The organism is Nakamurella alba (genome assembly GCF_009707545.1).
Classification (GTDB): domain Bacteria; phylum Actinomycetota; class Actinomycetes; order Mycobacteriales; family Nakamurellaceae; genus Nakamurella; species Nakamurella alba.
This window is the reverse complement of sequence record NZ_WLYK01000001.1, coordinates 1,301,226-1,322,942: the sequence shown is the minus strand read 5'-3', so window position 1 is coordinate 1,322,942 and position 21,717 is coordinate 1,301,226. Positions and strand designations below refer to the sequence as shown.

The following is a 21,717-nucleotide window of genomic DNA, read 5'->3' as shown; positions in this document are numbered from 1 at the left end:
ACCGGAAGAGGATCTGCCACATGACGGTTCGCAAGGTTGCCCTGCTCACGGCCGGCGGCTTCGCCCCCTGCCTCTCCTCCGCCGTCGGCGGGCTGATCGAGCGGTACACCGAGCTGGCCCCCGAGGTCGAGATCATCGCCTACAGGCACGGCTACCAGGGCCTGCTCTCCGGCGACTCGATCACCGTGACACCGGAGGTCCGGGCGAAGGCCGGTCTGCTGCACCGGTTCGGCGGCTCGCCGATCGGCAATTCGCGGGTGAAGCTCACCAACGTCAAGGACCTCGTCAAGCGCGGGCTGGTGGCCGAGGGCGAGGACCCGCTGAAGGCCGCCGCCGACCGGCTCACCGCCGACGGCGTCGACGTGCTGCACACCATCGGCGGCGACGACACCAACACCACCGCCGCCGATCTCGCGGCCTTCCTGGCGAAACACGACTACGCGCTGACCGTGGTCGGGCTGCCCAAGACCATCGACAACGACGTGATCCCGATCCGGCAGTCGCTGGGTGCCTGGACCGCCGCCGAGCAGGGCGCGCAGTTCGCCCGGAACATCGTGGGAGAGCACAACTCCGGCTCCCGGATGCTGATCGTGCACGAGGTGATGGGCCGGCACTGCGGCTGGCTCACCGCCGCCACCGCCCGCTCCTACCGCGAGTGGCTGGACACCCAGCAGTGGCTGCCGGAGATCGGCCTGAGCCGGGAGGCGTGGGACGTGCACGCCGTGTACGTGCCCGAGGCCGAGCTGGACATCGAGGGCGAGGCGGCCCGGCTGCGCGGGGTGATGGACACCGTCGGCAACGTGACCATCTTCCTGTCCGAGGGTGCCGGTGTGGAGACCATCGTCGCGCAGCTCGAGGCCTCCGGCGCCGAGGTGCCGCGGGACCCGTTCGGCCACGTCCGGCTGGACGACATCAATCCGGGCCAGTGGTTCGCCAAGCAGTTCGCCGCCCAGCTCGGCGCGGAGAAGGTGATGGTGCAGAAGTCCGGCTACTACTCGCGGGCCGCCGCGGCCAACGCCGAGGACCTGCGCCTGATCAAGTCGATGACGGACTACGCGGTGGACTGCGCAATGCGCGGTGAACCCGGGGTCATCGGGCACGACGAGGAGAACGGCGACCGGCTCACCGCGATCGCCTTCGACCGGATCAAGGGCGGCAAGGCCTTCGACCTCACCACGCCGTGGTTCACCGAGCTGCTCGACGGCATCGGCCAGGCCGCGCCGACGCCGGCCGCCGCGCACTGAGCTCACGACCGACACCGAAGCGGACGAGCCCGTGACCGGACCCGGGGTACCGCCGGCCGCACCGCGCCGCCGGCGGGCCGCTTCGCGCCCGGCCGGTCCGCCCGCCGCCGACGTCGCGCCGTCGGACGTGCCAGGCACCGGACCCGGGGGGCACACCGGGTCCACCGAGCAGACCGGATCCACCGGGATGTCGGCGGCGGTCCCGCCCGAGCCGGCAGACAGGAGCAGGTCGGCCGACGGAAGCGGGCCGGCCGACTCCCGACGCCGCCGGCGGCGGAGCCGGGACCGCACCCCCGACGCCGTCGCCGGCACTCCCGCAGCAGACCCGGCCACGCCGACGGTCGTCGCGGCGGGACGGGAACGGAGCCAGAACAAGCCGGGTCAGGACAAGCCCGGTCAGGACAAGCCGGGTCAGGACCGGCCGGGCGCCGACCGCCGTCAGACCGACCGCCAGACCACCGACCGGCCGTCCGGCGACCGGCGGTCCGGCGACCGGCGGCGGCGCACCGACCCGGACCGGGCACTGGCCGAGCTGGTGTCGACCCGGAGCACCCAGGTGCCGGTCGATCTCGCGCTCCGGGCGCGGGAGTACGCGCTGCCCACCGCCGAGGACATGGCCGAGGCGGAGGAGCAGGTGCAGCTGGTGCGCCGGCACTACGTGCCGCCGACCCCGTTCGCGGGTGCCCGCGGACAGTCGAAGCAGGGCCGTCGTCCGGACCGCAGGAACGGTCCGGACAAGAAGGACTGAGCCGGACGGGCCTGGCCGGAGGCAGGGCTCAGGTCGCCGGCAGCTGCTGCGGGCCGGGATCGGCCTCGTAGGCGGTGAGCATGTCGATGCGCCGCTGGTGTCGCGGATCCTCGGAGAACGGTGTGGCCAGGAAGATGTCGACGAACGAGATCGCCGTGGGCACGTCGTGCATCCGGGCGCCGACCGCCACGACGTTGGCGTTGTTGTGCTGCCGGCCGAGCGAGGCGGTCTCTTCGGACCAGGCGAGCGCGGCCCGCACCCCGTCGACCTTGTTGGCGGCGATCTGCTCGCCGTTGCCGGACCCGCCGATCACGATGCCCAGGCTGCCCGGGTCGGCCACCACCCGGCGGCCGGTCTCCAGGCAGAACGGCGGGTAGTCGTCCTGGGCGTCGTAGACGTGCGGCCCGATGTCCACCACGTCGTGACCGGACGTCGTCAGGTGCTCGACGAGGTGGGACTTGAGCTCGAAACCGGCGTGGTCGGAACCGATGTAGACGCGCATGCGGACAGTCTGACAGCAGCCCCGGATCAGGGAACGACCAGCACCGGGAACTTGTGCGCCGAGACCACCGCTCGGGACACCGAGCCCTCGGTGATCCGGTGGATCACCTCGGCGAAACCGCGGTGCCGTTTGCCGACGACGACGCATGCGGCGTCCCGCTCGTCGGCGATCCGGATCAGCTCCGTCGCGGCCTCGCCGCTGACCGACACCAGCTCCCAGTCCACGCCCACCAGGTCCGGCGAGGCCGCCAGGTCAGCCTGCAGCTGCTGCTCCACCGCCTTCTCGGCCCGCTCCCCCGACTCCAGCTCCTCGGGGATCGGCACGTAGCCCTCGACCATCGGCAGCGCCCGCTTGCGGACGTGCACCAGCACCACCTGCCGGCCGGCGGCGCGGGCCAGGAACACCGCCGCCCGCAGCGGGCGACCGCAGTTCGGCAGGTCGTCGACGCCGACGATCATCGGGCCGGACCTCATGTCCGGCGAGAGCGGCACCTTCGGTCCATCGGTCATCGTCGACTCCGTCCTGCAGCACCCGGTGTGGGCTTCCCGGTGATCATTCTGCTCCGGGGCGGGACCGCCTGTCGCGACGGGGTTTCAGCTGAAGTCCAGGCCCCCGGTGCGGGTGCGCTTGATCTCGAAGAAGTGCGGGTCGGAGGCCAGGGTGACGGTGGCGTCCCAGAGCTTGCCGGCCTCCTCGCCGCGCGGGATCTTGTTGATCACCGGGCCGAAGAAGGCGGTGTCGTTGACGTGGATGGTCGGGGTGCCGACGTCCGGGCCGACCGCGTCCATCCCGGCGTGGTGGCTCTTGCGCAGCGCCTCGTCGTAGGCGTCCGTGTCGGCGGCCTGCGCAAGCTCGGCCGGCAGGTCCAGCGCGGCCAGCGACTGCGCGATCACCTCGGGCAGGTTCTTGTTGTCCTCGTTGTGGATCCGGGTGCCCATCTCGGTGTAGAGCGGCGCCAGGATCTCGTCGCCCTTCTCCTGCGCGGCGGCGATCAGCACCCGCACCGGGCCCCACGCGGTCTTCATCATCTCCGCGTACTCGGCCGGCAGGTCCCGGCCCTCGTTCAGCACGGCCAGGCTCATCACGTGGAAGTCGACGTCGATGTCCCTCACCTTCTCCACCTCGAGGATCCACCGGGAGGTGATCCAGCAGAAGGGGCACAGCGGGTCGAACCAGAGCCCGGCCCGGTCGCGCTGCGGTGCGGTGGTCTCGGTCATCGGGAACTCCTCGGGGCTGCTGGGTGTGCTGTGTCGTCTGTGCCGTGCTCCGGCCCGCCGGCCGGACCGCCACGATTCTGCCGCCGTCGTCCCGGCCGCCCTCGTGCGGGGTCCCGCCCGGTCGGTCCGGCGCGCGTACCTGCGGCAACCGGCGCGGGACTAGGTTTGTTCCCGCGGCCGCCGACCCGGCGGGCCGCCAGTACCGGGTCCTCCCACGACCCGGGCAACGGAGCAGAAAGGCGACCCACGAATGTCGCTGCAGTACGCGCGGTCCGAGCCGCACTCCGCCGGTTCGCCGCCGAACCTGACGCGGGACCAGGCCGCCGAGCGCGCCCGGACCGTGACCGTGCAGTCCTACACGATCACCCTCGACCTCACCGACGGGGCCGGCGGCCCCGGTGAGAAGACATATGCCACCCGGAGTGTCATCGCCTTCACCGCCACCCCGGGCGCCACCACCTTCGTCGACTTCGTCGGTGACGGCATCGCCACGGCGGTGCTGAACGGCGAGCCGCTGGACGTCGGCGGCTGGACCAACCGCGGCGGGCTGGCGCTGCCCGCGCTGGCCGCGGAGAACGAGCTCGTCGTCGACGCGGTCGGGCTGTACACGAACACCGGCGAGGGCCTGCATCGCTTCGTCGACCCGGTCGACGGCGAGGTGTACCTGTACTCGCAGTTCGAGACCGCGGACGCGAAGCGGCTGTACGCCTGCTTCGACCAGCCGGACCTCAAGGCCACCTTCGACGTCACGGTCACCGCCCCGGCGTCCTGGCAGGTGGTGTCCAACGGCGCGACCACCGGTATCGACGAGGTGCCGGACGGCCCGCGGGTGCACCACTTCGCGACCACCGAGCCGATGAGCACCTATGTGACCGCGCTGGTGGCCGGGCCGTACCACGTGGTCCGGGACCGGCACGACGGCATCGATCTCGGCCTGTTCTGCCGCCGCTCGCTGGCCGAGCACCTGGACACCGAGCGCCTGTTCACCGAGACCCGGCAGGGCTTCGACTTCTTCCACTCGGTCTTCGGCATCCGCTACCCGTTCGGCAAGTACGACCAGCTCTTCGTGCCGGAGTTCAACGCCGGCGCGATGGAGAACGCCGGCGCCGTCACCTTCCGCGAGGAGTACGTCTTCCGGTCCAAGGTGACCCGCTACCTGTACGAGCGGCGCTGCGAGACGCTGCTGCACGAGATGGCGCACATGTGGTTCGGCGACCTGGTGACCATGCGCTGGTGGGACGACCTGTGGCTCAACGAGTCCTTCGCCACCTGGGCCTCCGTCGTCGCGCAGGTCGGCGCCACCGAGTACGACAACGCCTGGACGACCTTCGCCAACGTCGAGAAGTCCTGGGCCTACGTGCAGGACCAGCTGCCCTCGACGCACCCGATCGCGGCCGACATGGTCGACCTCGAGGCGGTCGAGGTGAACTTCGACGGCATCACCTACGCCAAGGGCGCCAGCGTGCTGAAGCAGCTGGCCGCCTACGTCGGGTACGAGGAGTTCCTCAAGGGCCTCAACGCGTACTTCACCGCGCACGCCTTCGGCAACGCCACCCTGGCCGACCTGCTGTCCGCGCTGGAGGACACCTCCGGCCGTGACCTGCGCTCCTGGAGCAGCGCCTGGCTGGAGACCACCGGACTGAACACCCTGCGGGTGGACTTCGAACTGGACGACGCCGGCGCGTTCACCGCGTTCCGGGTGCTGCAGGAGGGTGCCGCCCCGGGCGCCGGCGAGCTGCGGCCGCACCGGCTGGCGATCGGCCTGTACGACGACGTCGACGGCAAGCTGGTCCGGGTGCACCGGGTCGAGCTGGACGTCGACGGCCCGAGCACCGACGTGCCGGACCTGGTCGGCCGGCACCGCGGGGCCCTGGTGCTGCTCAACGACGACGACCTCACCTACTGCAAGCTGCTGCTGGATCCCGACTCGCTGACCACTGCGATCGCCCGGGTCGGTGACGTGGCCGACTCGCTGCCGAGAACGCTGCTGTGGTCGGCGGTCTGGGAGATGGTGCGGGACGCGCGGATGCGGGCGCGGGACTTCGTGGCGATGGCCGTCGGCGGCCTGGGCACGGAGGACCTGATCGGCGTGGTGCAGCGGGTGTTGTCGCAGATCCACCTCGCCGTCGGCTCCTACGCCGACCCGGAGTGGTCCGCCGCCGAGGGCTGGCCGGCCTACACCTCGACCTTGCTGGAGATGGCCCGGACCGCCGAGGAGGGCAGCGATCTGCAGCTGGCCGCGGTGAACGCACTGGCCTCGGCGAAGCTGGACCCGGCGACGGTGGCGATCGTGCAGGGCTGGTGGGACGGCTCGGCGCCGCTGCCCGGCCTGACCGTGGACACCGACCTGTCGTGGACGCTGCTCGGCGCCCTGGTCGCGCACGGCGCGGCCGGCACCGCGGAGATCGACGCCGCGGAGCAGGCGGACTCCACCGCCTCCGGGCAGCGGCGGGCGACCACAGCCCGGGCGCTGGTGCCGACCGCGGAGAACAAGGAGGCCCTCTGGGAGCGGCTGATGCGCGACGACGGGATGGCCAACGCCCTGCAGGACGCCTCGATCGCCGGCTTCTCGCACCCGGCCCAGGGTGAACTGCTGGCGCCGTTCACCGAGCGGTACTTCGCGATCGTCGATGAGGTCTGGTCCCGCCGGAGCGTCGAGGTGGCGCAGAAGGTGGTGGTCGGCCTGTACCCGCGCTGGTCGGTCACCGACGCGACCGCGGCCGCGGCACTGGCGTGGGAGCAGGGCGAGCACCCGTCGGCGCTCCGCCGGCTGGTCTCCGAGGGCCGGTCCGGCACCGAGCGGGCCCTGCGCGCCCGGGCCGCCGACCGGGCCTGACACCCCGACGTACCGACCGAGGACTTCCACCGACAACGGCAAGGAGCCCGGCACCCCAGGTGGGGCGCCGGGCTCCTGTCGTCGTGTCGGCCGGGGGCGCGGGCCGGGAAGGCCGGTACTACCAGCCGGACCGTTCCGGCAGGATGCCGGCCTGGTCGGCGAGGGTGCGGATGCCGTTGGTCAGGGCACCGAGCAGGTCGCCGTCCGCGGCCCGGGAGACCACGTTGAGCACGGCCAGCCGGGAGCCCCGGTCGGTGAGCCGGCGGGCGGCGGCGGCACCGGTGACGATCTCCACGGCGCGCTGCCCGGGCGAGATCGCGACCAGCACGGCATACGGCGCGTCGGCGCCGAGCCCGTCCAGCAGCGACTCCGCGGTGGCCCGGGTGTCGGTGCCGAGATCGCCGAGGTAGGCCGAGAACCGCAGCCCGGTCGCGGTTTCCGCGGCGGCGATGACCTCGTCCAGCAGGACCAGGCCGTGCGACTCGAGCGGGAGGTCGGTGTACCCGACCGGCCCGACGGTTGCCGGCTTCCAGGGGGTGACGGCCTGGGTGGCGGCCACTACCTCACCATGTGCCACGTGCGCCTCCCTTGGCGTCGTCGGATCCGGGGGCGTCGACGGCGAGCACCGGGGTGTCGCCGGCCCACCACTGCGGCGGGTAGTCCCACGCCTGGCCGGGGGTGTAGCGGGGGCGGGCCTTGGCCCGGTTCGGCAGCACGGTGAAAGCCGCGATGCCGGCGTAGATGACCAGCGGGCCTCCCACGAAGACCGCGACCGTCTCGAGAATCGTCACCCGTGCACGCTATCGGACGGCGGCAACGGCCGGAAGAAGGACCGGCCCGCACACGCCGCCGTGACCAGCATCGCCCCGCCGGCCACCAGGAACACCGCCTGGACACCCCAGAGGTGCCCGATCACGCCGCCGAGGACGTTGCCGACCGGCGCCGCCCCGAACGCCACCACCCGGAACGCCGAGGACACCCGGGCTGCCATCTCGACCGGGGTGCGACGCTGCCGCCGGGTCGCCGACAGCACGTTCCAGGTCACCCCGGAGGCGCCGATCAGCAGGTAGCAGGCCCACCCGGTCACCGGGTGCGGGAGCAGACCCATCAGCACGATCCCGGACCCGGTGGCGACGATCGCGGTGACCATCAGCGGGCCCTGCCCGAACCGGTCGGCCCACCGGCCGACGAACGGGGCGGTGACGAGGATCCCGACCGACATCGCCACCAGCAGCGTCGGGTAGAGCTCCGGGGACAGTCCGAGGTCCTCGGTCGCGTAGAGCACCAGTACGCCGTCCTGGGCCGCGACCGCGGCGGCCAGCACCGCGACGGTGATCACCAGGGTGCGCAGCACCGGGTCGGCGAAGAGCCGGCGGAGTCCCTCGCGGATCTCCCCCGTGAGCGGCCCGCGCACCGGTGCCGCCCGCCGGTGCCGGGGGCCGGTCGGCAACCCCACGGGCAGATCGGTCGGTAGGTTCGTCGGTGGATCTGTGGGCGGGGCCGTGGGCACGGCGGTCGGCAGCGCCGCGGCCCGCTGCAGTGAGGACAGCACGCGGTCCTCGGCAGTGGTCCGGCCGGCCCGGATCCGCCCGACCACCACCGCCGCGACCGCGAACGCCGCGGCGGACAGCGCGAACGGGATCCACCCGGCGACCACGAAGGTCACACCGGCGACGAGCGGGCCCACCAGGTCCAGGGCCACGGTCTCCACGACGGCGAACCGGGTGTTCGCCTTCTCCAGCTGGGCCTGCGGGACGATCCGCACGATCATCGTCTGCGCCGCGCCGTCGGCGAAGGTCTCCGCGGCCGTCAGCACGAACCCGAAGGCGCACAGCACCGGGATGCCGTACCAACCGGTCTCCACGGCGACGACCAGGCCGAGGGTGCAGAGGGCGCGGACCACGTGCGCGACCCGGATCGCGACCACCGCCGACATCCGGTCCACCAGCGCCCCGGCCGGCACCGCGACCAGCAGCCAGGGCAGCGAGGTGAAGGCGGCGACCGCGGCCACCGCCCCGGGCGTCGGCGACACCCAGGCCGCGAGCAGCGGCAGGGCCACCATCCGCAGCCCGTCGCCGGTGAGCGAGGAGAACCAGGCGAGCAGCAGCCGCAGGAAGTCACCAGGCAGCGCCGCCGGCGGGGCGGTGGCCCCACCGGGACCGGTGAGCCGCACCGTCAAGGCCAGACCTCCACCGGGAAAGGGACTCGCTCGCGCGAACAGGACACTCGGGACGAAACGCTACCGGTGGATCTCACCCGGCCGGAATGTGCGTCCGAATGATCCTGGAACCTCGGCGCAGTTCCCGCGACACGCTTACCGCAACCGCGTCCGCCGATCAAGAGTGGGGCGCTGACCCTGCGACCGATGGTCTGCCCGGGACCACCGGAACGCCACACGGCGCGCGCACGCAGCGTCCACAGCGAAGCTTTGGACAGCTGTCAAAAAATCGTTCGGGTGAACTTGGCCGAAGATCTGGCGCGGCGTCAGAGTGATTCAAAACGAAGGCCAGGAATGGCAAGGGCGGCGCCACCGATTCGGCCTCAGAAACAATTACGTTCCGTGACAAACACCAGGCAGCACAAACGGAACCCCTGTCCCGAGCCACCTATGATTATGCCCGGAGCCGGCGGAAATCGCGCCGAATCGTCCACCAGGACAAGCATTCTGGTCAAGCCGGGGGTTCACCAGGACCAACGGCCACCGGCTCCGGGCCATCGAAGTCCAGCCTTGTCCTACTGGTCACTCTCCGCAACAGCGCTCGACCGCTGGTGCACCCCCACGACAGGAGTCCTCTCATGAACGCCGCCCGTAACCTCGTTTCCGCCGCCGCTTTCGATCTCGCTTCCGGCGAGGGCGTTCACTCGAAGGTGGATCGCGGGATCCGCATGGGCCGTGGCATCCGCATGGGCCGCGGGATCCGCATGGGCCGTGGCATCCGCATGGGCTGATCTCCCACCGGAGATCCTTACCGCCGGCTGATCGCGTCGCCGGCGGCACGGCAGAAGTGCGCCGTGCCAAGGGAACTGATCACGACGGCCGTCGGACGACCGGCGCCGCAACGGATTCCGACCCCTGACGCAGCGAGCACCACCGTCCCACCTCTGCTCCACCCTGTCTGCGCGCATGCCTCCCCGATGTCCTTCCGATCCCGGTCGGGCAGCTGCGGACCATGCGCCGGCATCGTCACGTTCCGCAGCCCGAGGGGTCCGCGAAAGCCGACGGCAGCGGTCCCCCGGCCCCGTCAGGCCGGGTCGTACAGCCCTCAGGCAGCGGTCTGCAGCCAGGGCTGCCAGGCCGGATCGGCCTCCTCGCCCCACCCGATGCGCAATGCCCCCACCCGACGCGGTGGCGCGGGCGGCATCGGCAGGGACCATCCCAGTTCGGCGAGCAAACGGTCGGCCTTGCGCGCATTGCACCGCACGCAGCAGGCGACGCAGTTCTCCCAGGAATGTGCACCGCCGCGGCTGCGCGGAACGACGTGATCGATCGTGTCCCCCGGCGCCCGGCAGTAGGCGCATCTCCGACGGTCCCTGCGTAGCACCCCGGCCCGGGTGACCGGGAACGTCGCGACGTAGGGCACGCGCACGTAGCGGTGCAGTCGTAGCACCGCCGGCACCGCCAGCGCGACCGACGGCGCCCGCACCGGCTCGGCACCGTCCCGCTCGAGCACGCACTCGGCCTTGCCGGCCAGCACCAGCACCAGGGCCCGCCGCCCCGCCACCACGGCGAGCGGCTCGTGCGTGGCGTTCAGCAGCAGTGCCCGCAACTCCGTGGAACGGACGCCGGCGCCCGGGGTCTCCGCAGACTCCACCGGCTCCACCGTCTTCGCGGCCACGTGTCCAGCCACCCCGCACCTCCAGCCTCGTGCCGGAACCACCAACGGCACCAGTAGACATGTCCACAGCCTCCGGGGCCAGACAATTGTGCTGTTCGGGACACGTGTCCGGGATGAGCGCCGCGACCGGGACAGGGGCGGGCGGCGCCCTCGTCCGCACGGGGGAGAATGGACGGGTGAGTGCAGCGCAGTCGTTCTACGACGAGATCGGTGGCCGACCCGCCTTCCACACCCTGGTGGCGAGGTTCTACGACGGCGTCCGGGCCGACCCGGTGCTGCGCGACCTCTACCCGGAGGAGGACCTCGGCCCGGCCGAGGTCCGGTTGCGGATGTTCCTCGAGCAGTACTGGGGCGGGCCACGCACCTACTCCGAGCAACGCGGACATCCGCGGCTGCGGATGCGGCACGCACCCTTCCGGATCGGCCTCGCCGAGCGCGACGCCTGGCTGAAGGCGATGGCCGACGCCATGGACTCCATCACGCTCTCCCCGGAGCAGCGCGCCACACTGTGGCAGTACTTCGTGATGGCCGCCGACAGCATGGTGAACTCGCTGCACGACGTCTGAGCATCGCAGGCCACACAGTCGGCCGTATCGGTTCACCCGCAACCGTTCTCGGTCGGGTGGCCCCGTCACCGACCGACGTTCGGGTCCGTCCGGAGTGGAACGGGCGACCTCGCTGCGGTGGCAGGATCGGATCCTGTGAACAGCACCGCACCCGTGACGCCGCATGGCGGAGCCGGGAGCGGGAACATTGCGCCACCGGAGTCCGACGCCCTGCTGGGGTACGTGGTGGTGCTCCCCGCGTTCCACGACGGCGACGGCGACGGCATCGGGGACGTCACCGGGCTGATCTCCCACCTCGGCTACCTCGAACTGCTCGGTGTCGACGGGGTCGATGTGATCGGCGCCCCCGACGACAGCTGGACCGCTGCCCTGCAGCGACACGGGCTGGTCGCGCTCACCGCCCCGGACCGCCCCGCCGACCTCGGGGCGCAACCCTTCGACGCCGACCGGTTGCGTGTGGCCATCCGCGCGGAGCTGGCCGGCGGCCCGGCGCCCACCTGGACGCTGAGTACCGCCGGTGACGGCAGGCTCGCGAGCCGCTGGGACGACCGGGATCTCGGGGAGCGGCGGGCCCGTGCCGGTCTGCTGGTCGTGCTCGCCCTGCCCGGCCGGGTGCGCCTGCTGCAGGGCGACGAACTCGGCCTGCCGGTGTTCGCGGTGCCGGACGGTCCGTACGCCGAGTCGGTGCGCCCCTTCGGCCGCCCCGACGTCCTGGTCCCGATGCCGTGGGACGACACCGAACCGGGCACCGGCTTTTCCGTGGCCGGCGGGCCCGCGCCGGCGTTCGGGCACCGGCACGTGGTGGCCGCCCAGCTGGAATCGCCGACCTCGACGCTGACCCTGCTGCGCCATGCCGTCGAGGAACGATCGCATCGGCCGTCCCTGCCGCCGGAGCGGATCGAGTGGTACGGGGCTCCGGACCACTGCTTCGCCTTCCGCGGTGCGGACGGCGGGATCATCTGCGTCCTGAACACCGGTCCGCACCCGGTCCCGCTGCCGCCCGGCGACCCGATCCTCACCTCCGTGCCGCTGGACGATCTCGGCCGGCTTCCCGGCGACGCCGCCGCCTGGCTGGCGCCCGTCCCCTGAGTCGACCTGATCGGCTCCGATGCGCCGCCGGTAGGCCCACTCCCCGATCCGCCGCCGGCCCGCCCGCGCCCCGATCGGCCGCCGACTGGCCCGCTGCCCGATCCGCCGCCGACTGGCCCCCTCTCCGATCCGCCGCCGGTAGCCACTCCCCGAACCGACGTCGGCCGGTTCTGCCCGCCGGTCCGGCCGCACCGTTCAAGACTCACCCGATCCAGCCCGACCCGATCCGGATGATCACCGATCCGGTTGATCACCGATCCCCGGTGATCAACATCGGCGCGGCAGCCCTACGGTCCACCAGTCCCTCCGTAGCCTGTGACCAACGGGACTGATGTGACAGAAGTGATTCCAGCGAAGGGTGTGACAGGTGAGACGAACCTCGGTGGTGCTCGCCGTGCTGGCCGCCGTCACCGCCGTTGTGCTCGGCAGCACCGTCACCGTGCTCGCGGTCGGCCGCACCGCGGACGCGCCGATCGTGCTGCCGCAGGTACTGGACAGCACGCCCGGCAGCAGCACCGAGGCCGGGGCGGGTACCGATCAACCTTCCAGCAGTGACCCGGCGGCGCCCACCTCGTCCGTCGTGGTCACCGTGCCCGCCCTGACCATCGGCACCGTCCCCACCGAGACCGACACCGAGACGTCCACACCTGTCACACCGTCCACCTCTGCACCCACCGCCACCCCGCCGTCCACCTCTGCGCCGTCCACCTCTGCGCCCACCACCACCGCACCGACCACCACCGCACCGGGCATGACCGCTCCGAAGACCACGACGACCGCTGCGCCGACGACCACCGCGCCGACGACCGCGAAGGCTCCCACCACCACGACCACCACCCCCGCCGGGCCGCTCCCCCGGCAGTACCAGCACCTGATGGGCTGGGTGGACGGCGGCAAGGTGGTCAGCCTGACGTTCGACGACGGACCCGGCCCGCAGACCGGGAAGGTGCTGGACATCCTGGAGCGGTACGGGATCACCGCGACGTTCTGCCAGATCGGCGAGCAGATCGCCGACTACCCGGGCACCGAGCAGCGGATCGCCCAAGCCGGGCACACCCTGTGCAACCACACGTGGGACCACGACATGCAGCTGCCCGGCAAGCCGGTGGCGGTGATCGACCGGGAGATCCAGCGGACCCAGGACGCCATCAAGGCGGCGACCGGCCAGGAGCCGGCCTACTACCGGGCACCGGGCGGCGACTGGGGGCACACCGATCTGCTGCGCCAGCGGCTCGCGCACTTCCGCACCCTGCCGCTGGCCTGGGCGGTCGACTCCGAGGACTGGCAGAAGCCGGGCGTCGCGCAGATCGTCGACAACGTGCTGAGCACGGTCACACCGGGGTCGATCATCCTGATGCACGACGCCGGCGGCGACCGGTCCCAGACCCTGGCCGCCCTGCCGAAGATCATCGAGAAGCTGCAGGCGCAGGGCTACACCTTCGTCGCGCTGCCGCAGGACCCGCGCCGCTGAGAGGTCAGGCCCTCGACGGTTTCAGAGCGCGAACAGCAGCGGCAGCGCCGCGTGCCGCCGCCGCACCACCGCCCCGAAGCGGGCGTCCAGCCGGACCCAGGCGTCGGTGGCGCTGATCCGGATGACCTCGCCGCGGGTGGGCGGCGCGAACCCCATGCCGGACAGCGCGAACAGCGTCCGCATGGTGATCACCACCGACATCCCGTTGCCCTGCACGGTCATCACCTCGCTGTCCAGCAGCGCGGTGCCGGCGCCGCCGGCCGGACCCGGGTTGGCCCGGGCGCGCGCCACCCCGTCGTCGGACAGCCGGCCGATCACCTCGGCGGGGATGGTGTCCACGGCGACCCAGCCGGCGACCGGCGGCAGCTGTGCCCGCCAGGCGGCGTCGACCGCAGGTCCGGGATCGACGGTGCCGTCCCGGACGACCGCGAGCGCGGACAGCAGGTTGCCGGCGTGCACGGTGACGTCGCGCGGCTCCAGCGTGCCGGTGACCGCGCGGGTGGCCAGGGTGTCGAACGGCGTGGTCGCCCACAGCCGGACCAGGTCGCCGTCGGCGCGCAGTCGCACCGGGCCCTGGTTGTCCCAGCGCGCGGCGCGTCCGGCGAAAGCGGCGGCGTCGTCGCGGTCGGCGGTGGTGGCGGGGGTGAACGCAGCCATGTCTCAGGTCCCCAGGTAGCCGGCGAGGAAGCCGCGCTCGTTCTCGTCCCAGCGCCGGGGCCGCATGCCCTCCAGGTCCATCGGCACCAGCTGGGTGGACGCGGTGACGGCGAGGACGTCGTCGGCGTGCACCAGGTAGTCGATGGTGGTGGACACGGCGCGCAGCTCGGTCACGCCCATCGAGACCGTGACGGTCTCGCCGAAGGTGATCGGCCGCAGGTAACGGATCTCCAGCCGTGACACCACGATCCCGTCGGTCAGCCGGTTCGCCCCCTGCTTCGACGCCTCGGTGAACAGCCAGTCCACCCGCGCCTCCTCCAGGAGGGTGGCGGTGCGGGCGTTGTTGACGTGCCCGAACGCGTCGAGATCGGACCACCGCACGCGCACGGTGGTGGAGTAGCGCAGGCCGGTGCTCGTCACGGGCGTTCATCCTGCCAGGTGCAGGCCACGGTGCCGGACCGCGCCGCCGGCGGTCAACCGATCAGCGTGCGCACCTCGCTCGCCGCCACCGACAGTGCGGCCAGGTCGCCGGCCGAGCCGGCCGCGATCTGACCGAGGGTGCTGCGCGCTCGCGCGAGTGCACCGGCCTTGCGCACCTCCCATTCCCGGATCCGCTCCAGGGTGTCGGCATCGTCCGGGGTGGCGGTCAACACGTCCGCGGTGAGCAGCCGCATGGACCGGTAGAGGTCGTCCCGCAGCGCCTGCCGGGCCAGCGCGTGCCAGCGGTCGCCGCGCTGCAGCGCGGTCACTGCGGACAGCAGCTGGTCGAAGTCCATCCGGGCGGACAGCTCGTAGTAGAGCTCGGCCGTCCGCACCAGGTCCCGGCCGCTGTCCCGGGCGACGTCCGCGATGTCCAGCGCCGAGTAGGTGTACAGCGAGTAGGCGATCCGGTTGGCCAGGTCGGCGGGCGCGTCCAGGGCGACCAGCTTCGCCGCCTCGGCGCGCACGTTCTCGTGCTCGACGCCACGGACCAGCCGCGGCATTTTCGGCGCCAGTTCGGCGACGGCGTCGCGGTAGCGATCGATCTCGGCCGGCACGTCCAGCGGTCGGGGTCGGTTCGCCAACAGCCAGCGCGCCGCCCGGTCCAGCAGCCGGCGCACCTCCAGGAACAGCGTGTCCTGGGAGGATGCCGGGATCCGGTTGTCCTCGGCCGCGATGTCCCGCCACAGCTCGCGCAGCCCGAACACCTCGGTGACGACGCGGTAGGCGCGAACCGCGTCGGTCGGGTCGGCCGCGATTTCCTCGCCCAGCCGGAAGGCATAGGTGATCCCGGCACCGTTGACCACCTCGTTGACGGTCATCGTGGTGACGATCTCCCGGGCCAGCGGGTGCGCCTCGATCGCCGCGGCCTCGTCCCCGCCGCGCATCGCGGTCGGGAAGTAGTCGGAGATGTCGCCGGCGAAGGCCGGGTCGTCGGGCAGGTCGGAGGCCAGCACCGCCTCGGACAGCGCCGACTTGACGTAGGCCAGCAGCACCGAGAGCTCCGGGGAGGTCAGCGATTCGCCGGCCGCCGTTCGCGCCTCGATCTGCGCCCGGCTGGGCAGGTACTCCAGCGCCCGGTCCAGCCGGCCGGCCGCCACCAGCGAGTCGATCAGCCGGGCGTGCACCGAGAGCATCGGCACCGCATGGTGTCTCGACACCCCGAGCACCCGGTTCTGCGCGGTGTTGTCGGCCAGCACCAGGTGGGCGACCTCGTCGGTCATCGACGCCAACAGCTCGTCGCGCTCTTCCATCCCGAGCTGCCCGGACGCCAAAGCCGGCTGCAGGGCGATCTTGATGTTCACCTCGTGGTCGGAGGTGTCGACACCGGCGGAGTTGTCGATGGCGTCGGTGTTGATCCGGCCACCGGCCCGGGCGAACTCGATCCGGCCGAGCTGGGTGACACCGAGGTTGCCGCCCTCCCCCACCACCTGCACACGGAGTTCGCCGCCGTTGACCCGGACGGCGTCGTTGGACTTGTCGCCGGCCGCGGTCTGCGGCTCGGTGGACGCCTTCACGTACGTGCCGATGCCGCCGTTCCACAGCAGCTGCACGGGGGCCAGCAGCACCCGGCGGATCAGGTCCACCGGGGCGAGAGAGGTGACATCGTCCTCGATCCCGAGCGCGGCGCGCATCTCACCGGTGATCGGGATCGACTTCGCGGTGCGCGGGAACACCCCGCCGCCGGCCGAGATCAGCGACGTGTCGTAGTCGGCCCATGACGAGCGTGGCAGGTCGAACAGCCGGCGCCGCTCGGCGTAGGACGTGCCCGCGTCCGGGGTCGGGTCGACGAAGACGTGCCGGTGGTCGAAGGCGGCGACCAGCCGGATGTGCTCGGAGAGCAGCACGCCGTTGCCGAACACGTCGCCGGACATGTCGCCGACACCGACGACGGTGAAATCCTGCTCCTGGGTGTTGATCCCGAGCTCGCGGAAATGGTGCTTGACCGACTCCCAGGCGCCGCGGGCGGTGATGCCCATCGCCTTGTGGTCGTACCCGACGCTGCCGCCGGAGGCGAAGGCATCGCCCAGCCAGAAGCCGTAGTCGGCGGCCACCCCGTTGGCGATGTCGGAGAAGGTGGCGGTGCCCTTGTCGGCGGCGACCACCAGGTACGGGTCGTCGGCGTCGTGCCGGACGGTCCGCTCCGGCGGCACGATCGCGCCGCCGACCCGGTTGTCGGTGAGGTTGAGCAGGCCGGCGATGAACTGCCGGTAGCAGGCGACACCCTCGGCCTGCAGCGCCTCCCGGTCTGCTGCCGGGTCGCCGGTGGTGGCCGGTGCCTGCTTCAGCACGAAACCGCCCTTCGCGCCGACCGGCACGATCACCGCGTTCTTCACCTCCTGCGCCTTGACCAGACCCAGGATCTCGGTGCGGAAGTCCTCCGGCCGGTCGGACCAGCGGAGCCCGCCGCGGGCGACCGGGCCGAACCGCAGGTGCACGCCCTCGATCCGCGGCGAGTACACCCAGATCTCAAATGCCGGAACAGGTTTCGGTACGCCGGGGATCAGCTGCGGGAGCAGTTTGAAGGTCAGGCAGGTCCGGGGTCCGCCGTCCTCGCCGACCCGGAACGCGTTGGTGCGGGCGGTGGCCGTGATGAGGGCCAGGAACTGGCGCATGATCCGGTCGGCGTCCAGGCTGGTCACCGCGTCCAGGGCGGCGGTGATCCGGTCGGTGACCTCGGAGGCAGCGGCGAGCCGCTGCGGCCCGGCGGTGGCGTTGCCGTCGTCGTCGGCGAACCGGTCCGGGTCGAACCGGATCGCGAACAGCTCGGCCAGGTCGGTGGCGATCTCCGGGTAGCCGGCCAGCACCTGCTCGAGATAACCCTGGGTCCAAGGGGTCCCGATCTGCCGCAGGTAGCGGGCGTAGGCCCGGAACACCGCAACCTGGTGCCAGTCCAGCCCCGCGGCCAGCACCAGGTTGTTGAACCCGTCGACCTCCGCCCGGTTCTGCCACGCGGCGATGAAGGCATCGGACAACCGGGCCCGCACCACGCCGATCTGGTCGCCGACCGGCAGCTTCGCCGCGTCGAAGCGCAGGCCGAAGTCGTAGATGCGGGCCTTGGTGCCGTCGGAACGCCGGACCTCGTAGGGCTTCTCGTCGATGACCTCGGCGCCCAGGCTCTGCAGCACCGGCAGCGCCCGGGACAGGGTGACCCGGGCACCGGCGACGTACAGCTTGAGCCGCCGCTCGTCCGGGGCACGGTCGCCGCCCTCGCGGACGGAGAACTGCAGGGCCAGGTCGTCCGGCCCGGTCAGCGCGTCCAGGCGCTCCAGGTCGGTGACCGCCTCATCGACGGAGTAGTCCTCCTTGTAGGACTCGTCGAAGGCCTCGGCGTAGCGGTTGAGAGCGCCTGCGGTGTCGAGCTCCTCGTCGCCACCGGCCGGTCCGCCGCCGACCACCGCGGCGACCAGCCGGTCCTCCCAGGTGCGGATGGTGGAGCGGAGCTTGCGGTGCAGGTCGGCCAGGCCGGCCTCGTCCAGGTGCACCGCGCGGTCGGGCTCGACGGTGACGGTGAAGTGCACGAAGGCCAGCAGCGACTCGCCGATCCGGGCGGTGTAGCGGATCCCGGTGCCGTGCAACACGTCCAGCAGCACCTGCTGCATGGCGAGCCGGGCGGCGGTGGTCCACCGGTCACGGGGCAGGTAGACGAGCACGGACACGAAGCGGCCGTAGGGGTCCGGCTGCAGGAAGGCGCGCAGCCGGCGCCGACTGGACAGCTGCAGCACGCCGCTGACGGCGGTGAGCAGCAGATCCGGGTCGGCCCAGAACAACTCGGCCCGCGGGTACACCGACAGCAGGTCCATCGCACGCTGGCCGGTGTAGGTGTCCGGGGCGGCGTCGAGCGCAGCCAGCACACGTTCGGCGATCCGGCGCAGCACCGGGGTGGCGCTGATCTCGGCGGTGAGGGCGCGCGGGGTGAGCACGCCGTAGAAGTGGTGCTCGCGATGCACGGAGCCGTCGGCACCGAGGGTGCGCACGGTGATGGCGAACGGCGGGATCTCCCGGTTGATCGGGGCGCCCTGGGACAGCTGGGTCAGGACGAGATGCCCGGCCTCCGGGCCGGCCTTCACCTCGTCCCGGATGACCGCCTCGGCGTAGGGCGACTCCTCGCGCAGCATGCCGAGGCCGGACCCGGGGACCTCCTCCCCCGCCTCGACCAGGCGGTAACCGAGGAAGGTGAGGTTGCCGGCGGTGAGCCAGTAGAGCAGGTCACCGGCCTCGGACACCTCCTGCACCGGGCGTGGGGAGGGCGAGTTGCGCAGCTCGGCGGCGGCCATGGTGGCGGCGCCGATGATCGTGGGGGTGTCCTGCACCACGGCGCGGACGGCGGCGAGGACGTCGACCAGCTCGGCCTCGATCGCCTCCGCACGCTCGGCGTCGGACAGCCGGTCGATGAGGACGTGCACCCACGACTCGCGCAGCGGGACCGTCGGCACCGGCGCGCCGGGTCGCAGGCCGGAGGTCATCGCGGTGAAGCCGTTGGACGGGCGCCGGGCCTCGCCGGTGACCTCGAGCAGGGAGCCGTCGGTGTCCCGGCGCACGGACAGGATCGGGTGCAGGACGCGATGCACCCGGACACCGGCGGCGGTGAGCGCGCCGATCACCGAGTCCACCAGGTAGGGCATGTCGTCGTTGACGATGTCGATGACGGTGGAGGTGGCGGACCAGCCGGTGGGGTGGGCGGTCTCCTCCTCGGTACGGTCCGGGACGGCGGCCGGTGGGTTGTGGATCCGGATCCGGGCCTCGCCGGGCAGCCGGCGGGCGGCGAGCCGGCGGTGACCCTCGACGACGGCGAGCACGTCCTGCGGTTCACGCGGGCGGTCCTCGGCCGGGACGTGCCGGTAGTAGACCTCGATCAGCCGGGCGAGATCCGGCCGCCGCCGGGCCGCCTCCGCAGTGGAGGACTTCGGTGCCGCTGAGGCTGACTGGCCGGCGCCGTCGCCCTCGGTGCTGCCGTCCGTGCTGCTGCCCGCGTCGTTCCGGGTCTGCGTCATCTGCTCCCTGCTCCGCTTCCCTGCTCGTCAGGGCGCCGTTGCCCTGTCCGACCCACGAGCCTAGTCCTGAACCACGACGTCGGCGTGGATTCGGAAAGTGGTTGCAGTCACGGCACTGTCGAGCGCAGCGTGGCGGCGGTGCGCCGCCGTCGCCGGTCACCGGACGTTCGCCGGATGGTTGCCCGTGCTTCGTTGCGGCGGGGCGGACGGTCGTTGCGCGGAGCGGGTCACGGATGCCCCCGACGTTGCGCAGATGCTCGACCGCTGCCCGGGTGACCCGCCGGTGCCCCGGGTCCGCGGCGGCCCACAGCCACTGCTCGCCGGTGAACGGCACCGGCCCCCGACCACCTGTGGTGGTCGGGGGCCGGCGGTCGGAGTGTCGGGCGGGCTCAGCCGTCGCGAGTCAGCTTGCGGTAGGTGACGCGGTGCGGCCGGGCGGCGTCGGCACCGAGCCGGGAGATCTTGTTCTTCTCGTAGTCGGAGAAGTTGCCCTCGAAGAAGAACCAGTTGGCCGGGTCCTCCTCGGTGCCTTCCCAGGCGAGGATGTGAGTGCAGGTCCGGTCGAGGAACCAGCGATCGTGGGAGATGACCACGGCGCAGCCGGGGAAGTTCTCCAGCGCGTTCTCCAGCGAGCCGAGGGTCTCGACGTCGAGGTCGTTGGTGGGCTCGTCGAGCAGGATCAGGTTCCCGCCCTCCTTGAGCGTCAGGGCCAGGTTCAGCCGGTTCCGCTCACCACCGGACAGCACGCCGGACGGCTTCTGCTGGTCCGGACCCTTGAAGCCGAACGCCGAGACGTAGGCGCGGGACGGCATCTCGGTGTTGCCCACCTTGATGTGGTCCAGGCCGTCGGAGACGACCTCCCAGACATTCTTCTTCGGGTCGATGCCGGCCCGGCTCTGATCGACGTAGGACAGCCGGACCGTCTCGCCGACCTTCACGTTGCCGGCGTCCGGGTCCTCGAGCCCGACGATGGTCTTGAACAGCGTCGTCTTGCCGACGCCGTTCGGGCCGATCACGCCGACGATGCCGTTGCGCGGCAGGGTGAAGGACAGCCCGTCGATGAGCACGCGGTCGCCGAAGCCCTTCCGCAGGTCGCCGACCTCCACCACGATGCTGCCCAGGCGCGGGCCCGGCGGGATCTGGATCTCCTCGAAGTCGAGCTTGCGGTTGCGGTCCGCCTCGGCCGCCATCTCCTCGTACCGGGCGAGCCGGGACTTGGACTTGGCCTGCCGGGCCTTGGCACCGGACCGGACCCACTCCAGCTCCTGCTGCAGCCGCTTGGCGAGCTTGGCGTCCTTCTTGCCCTGGACCGCCATCCGGTCGGCCTTCTTCTCCAGGTAGGTGGAGTAGTTGCCTTCGTACGGGATCAACCGGCCGCGGTCGACCTCGGCGATCCACTGCGCGACGTTGTCCAGGAAGTACCGGTCGTGGGTGACGGCCAGGACGGCGCCGGCGTAGCCGGACAGGAACTGCTCCAGCCAGAGCACGGACTCGGCGTCCAGGTGGTTGGTGGGCTCGTCGAGCAGCAACAGGTCGGGCGCGGACAGCAGCAGCTGGCACAGCGCGACGCGGCGACGCTCACCACCGGAGAGCACCGACACGTCGGCATCGCCCGGCGGGCAGCGCAACGCGTCCATCGCCTGCTCCAGCTGGGAGTCGAGGTCCCAGGCGTTGGCGTTGTCGATCTCCTCCTGCAGCTTGCCCATCTCCTCGATGAGCTCGTCGCTGTAGTCGGTGGCCAGCAGCTCGCCGATCTCGTTGTAGCGGGCCAGCTTCGCGTAGGTCTCGCCGAACGCCTCCTGCACGTTCTCCAGGACGTTCTTGCTCTCGTCGAGCTCCGGCTCCTGCATGAGGATGCCGACGCTGAAGCCCGGGGTGAGGAACGCCTCGCCGTTGGACGGGGTGTCCTTGCCGGCCATGATCTTCAGGATCGTCGACTTGCCCGCGCCGTTCGGCCCGACGACGCCGATCTTGGCGCCCGGGTAGAACGACATCGTGACGTCGTCCAGGATGAGCTTGTCGCCCACGGCCTTGCGGGCCTTCTTCATGGTGTAGATGAACTCGGGCACGTCAGTGC

18 protein-coding genes are annotated in these 21,717 nt (G+C 71.8%); 7 read left to right on the top strand and 11 right to left on the bottom strand.

Going from position 1 to position 21,717, the window contains the following annotated elements; translation table 11 throughout:
* Window positions 1–20: 20 nt before the first annotated feature.
* Together GIS00_RS05935 and GIS00_RS05930 are read left to right on the top strand one after the other, a co-directional pair.
* The gene (locus GIS00_RS05935) at window positions 21–1,244 is read left to right on the top strand and encodes a pyrophosphate--fructose-6-phosphate 1-phosphotransferase (RefSeq protein ID WP_154767338.1); all 1,224 of its coding nucleotides are present in this window, start codon (window positions 21–23) and stop codon (window positions 1,242–1,244) included.
* A gap of 31 nt (window positions 1,245–1,275) precedes the next feature.
* Complete coding sequence (locus GIS00_RS05930) at window positions 1,276–1,992, top strand: hypothetical protein (protein ID WP_154767337.1); 717 nt, start codon at window positions 1,276–1,278, stop codon at window positions 1,990–1,992.
* A 28-nt stretch (window positions 1,993–2,020) separates the two neighbouring features.
* Here GIS00_RS05930 and GIS00_RS05925 read toward each other — a convergent pair whose 3' ends face one another.
* The 3 genes from GIS00_RS05925 to GIS00_RS05915 form a co-directional block, all read right to left on the bottom strand.
* Window positions 2,021–2,494, bottom strand: coding sequence for a ribose-5-phosphate isomerase (locus tag GIS00_RS05925; RefSeq protein ID WP_154767336.1), 474 nt, complete (start codon window positions 2,492–2,494; stop codon window positions 2,021–2,023).
* A 26-nt stretch (window positions 2,495–2,520) separates the two neighbouring features.
* Window positions 2,521–3,003, bottom strand: coding sequence for a universal stress protein (locus GIS00_RS05920; RefSeq protein ID WP_154767335.1), 483 nt, complete (start codon window positions 3,001–3,003; stop codon window positions 2,521–2,523).
* 84 nt (window positions 3,004–3,087) lie between these two features.
* A complete protein-coding gene (locus GIS00_RS05915) occupies window positions 3,088–3,711 on the bottom strand; it encodes a mycothiol-dependent nitroreductase Rv2466c family protein (protein ID WP_154767334.1) in 624 nt (207 codons plus the stop codon).
* Window positions 3,712–3,961: 250 nt separating this feature from the next.
* Here GIS00_RS05915 and pepN point away from each other — a divergent pair, with 250 nt between their 5' ends.
* Window positions 3,962–6,547, top strand: a complete 2,586-nt coding sequence (gene pepN, locus GIS00_RS05910; RefSeq protein ID WP_154767333.1) for an aminopeptidase N — start codon at window positions 3,962–3,964, stop codon at window positions 6,545–6,547.
* 118 nt (window positions 6,548–6,665) lie between these two features.
* Here the strand turns inward: pepN and GIS00_RS05905 are convergent, their stop codons facing one another.
* Genes GIS00_RS05905 through GIS00_RS05895 form a run of 3 tightly spaced genes read right to left on the bottom strand, consistent with a single transcriptional unit; the run spans window position 6,666 to window position 8,720 of the window.
* Complete coding sequence (locus GIS00_RS05905) at window positions 6,666–7,106, bottom strand: DUF5130 family protein (RefSeq protein WP_322097560.1); 441 nt, start codon at window positions 7,104–7,106, stop codon at window positions 6,666–6,668.
* A gap of 4 nt (window positions 7,107–7,110) precedes the next feature.
* A complete protein-coding gene (gene ctaJ / locus GIS00_RS05900) occupies window positions 7,111–7,338 on the bottom strand; it encodes an aa3-type cytochrome oxidase subunit CtaJ (protein ID WP_196073139.1) in 228 nt (75 codons plus the stop codon).
* A complete protein-coding gene (locus GIS00_RS05895; protein ID WP_322097726.1) occupies window positions 7,335–8,720 on the bottom strand; it encodes an MFS transporter in 1,386 nt (461 codons plus the stop codon). Before GIS00_RS05895 ends, ctaJ begins: the two co-directional genes overlap by 4 nt.
* Before the next feature lie 623 nt (window positions 8,721–9,343).
* On the opposite strand from GIS00_RS05895, the gene GIS00_RS05890 reads away from it, so the two are divergent.
* On the top strand, window positions 9,344–9,496 hold the full coding sequence (locus GIS00_RS05890) for a hypothetical protein (RefSeq protein WP_154767331.1): 153 nt from the start codon (window positions 9,344–9,346) through the stop codon (window positions 9,494–9,496).
* 314 nt (window positions 9,497–9,810) lie between these two features.
* Here the strand turns inward: GIS00_RS05890 and GIS00_RS05885 are convergent, their stop codons facing one another.
* Window positions 9,811–10,395: an HNH endonuclease gene (locus tag GIS00_RS05885; RefSeq protein ID WP_322097559.1), complete on the bottom strand. Its 585-nt coding sequence runs from the start codon at window positions 10,393–10,395 to the stop codon at window positions 9,811–9,813.
* A 164-nt stretch (window positions 10,396–10,559) separates the two neighbouring features.
* On the opposite strand from GIS00_RS05885, the gene GIS00_RS05880 reads away from it, so the two are divergent.
* From GIS00_RS05880 to GIS00_RS28830, 3 genes are all read left to right on the top strand, one after another.
* Entirely contained in the window at window positions 10,560–10,949 is a 390-nt protein-coding gene (locus GIS00_RS05880) for a globin (RefSeq protein ID WP_322097558.1), read from the top strand.
* 135 nt (window positions 10,950–11,084) lie between these two features.
* A complete protein-coding gene (locus GIS00_RS05875) occupies window positions 11,085–12,038 on the top strand; it encodes an alpha-amylase family glycosyl hydrolase (RefSeq protein WP_154767329.1) in 954 nt (317 codons plus the stop codon).
* Between the two features lie 367 nt (window positions 12,039–12,405).
* Window positions 12,406–13,509: a polysaccharide deacetylase family protein gene (locus GIS00_RS28830; protein ID WP_154767328.1), complete on the top strand. Its 1,104-nt coding sequence runs from the start codon at window positions 12,406–12,408 to the stop codon at window positions 13,507–13,509.
* Between the two features lie 21 nt (window positions 13,510–13,530).
* Here the strand turns inward: GIS00_RS28830 and GIS00_RS05865 are convergent, their stop codons facing one another.
* The 4 genes from GIS00_RS05865 to ettA form a co-directional block, all read right to left on the bottom strand.
* Window positions 13,531–14,166, bottom strand: a complete 636-nt coding sequence (locus tag GIS00_RS05865; RefSeq protein ID WP_154767327.1) for a hypothetical protein — start codon at window positions 14,164–14,166, stop codon at window positions 13,531–13,533.
* Between the two features lie 3 nt (window positions 14,167–14,169).
* The gene (locus GIS00_RS05860; RefSeq protein ID WP_322097557.1) at window positions 14,170–14,586 is read right to left on the bottom strand and encodes an acyl-CoA thioesterase; all 417 of its coding nucleotides are present in this window, start codon (window positions 14,584–14,586) and stop codon (window positions 14,170–14,172) included.
* 53 nt (window positions 14,587–14,639) lie between these two features.
* Complete coding sequence (locus GIS00_RS05855; protein WP_154767326.1) at window positions 14,640–19,640, bottom strand: NAD-glutamate dehydrogenase; 5,001 nt, start codon at window positions 19,638–19,640, stop codon at window positions 14,640–14,642.
* A 389-nt stretch (window positions 19,641–20,029) separates the two neighbouring features.
* Window positions 20,030–21,709 carry an energy-dependent translational throttle protein EttA gene (gene ettA / locus GIS00_RS05850; protein WP_322097555.1) on the bottom strand — a complete coding sequence of 560 codons (1,680 nt, stop codon included), beginning with the start codon at window positions 21,707–21,709 and terminating at the stop codon, window positions 20,030–20,032.
* Between the last annotated feature and the right edge of the window lie 8 nt (window positions 21,710–21,717).

Bases quoted from the DNA above. Each gene is read 5' to 3' on its own strand.
- GIS00_RS05855 (WP_154767326.1), bottom strand. From the start codon at position 19,640: ATGACGCAGACCCGGAACGACGCGGGCAGCAGCACGGACGGCAGCACC.
- GIS00_RS05935 (WP_154767338.1), top strand. From the start codon at position 21: ATGACGGTTCGCAAGGTTGCCCTGCTCACGGCCGGCGGCTTCGCCCCC.
- GIS00_RS05865 (WP_154767327.1), bottom strand. From the start codon at position 14,166: ATGGCTGCGTTCACCCCCGCCACCACCGCCGACCGCGACGACGCCGCC.
- GIS00_RS05925 (WP_154767336.1), bottom strand. From the start codon at position 2,494: ATGCGCGTCTACATCGGTTCCGACCACGCCGGTTTCGAGCTCAAGTCC.
- GIS00_RS05915 (WP_154767334.1), bottom strand. From the start codon at position 3,711: ATGACCGAGACCACCGCACCGCAGCGCGACCGGGCCGGGCTCTGGTTC.
- GIS00_RS05920 (WP_154767335.1), bottom strand. From the start codon at position 3,003: ATGACCGATGGACCGAAGGTGCCGCTCTCGCCGGACATGAGGTCCGGC.
- GIS00_RS05890 (WP_154767331.1), top strand. From the start codon at position 9,344: ATGAACGCCGCCCGTAACCTCGTTTCCGCCGCCGCTTTCGATCTCGCT.
- pepN (WP_154767333.1), top strand. From the start codon at position 3,962: ATGTCGCTGCAGTACGCGCGGTCCGAGCCGCACTCCGCCGGTTCGCCG.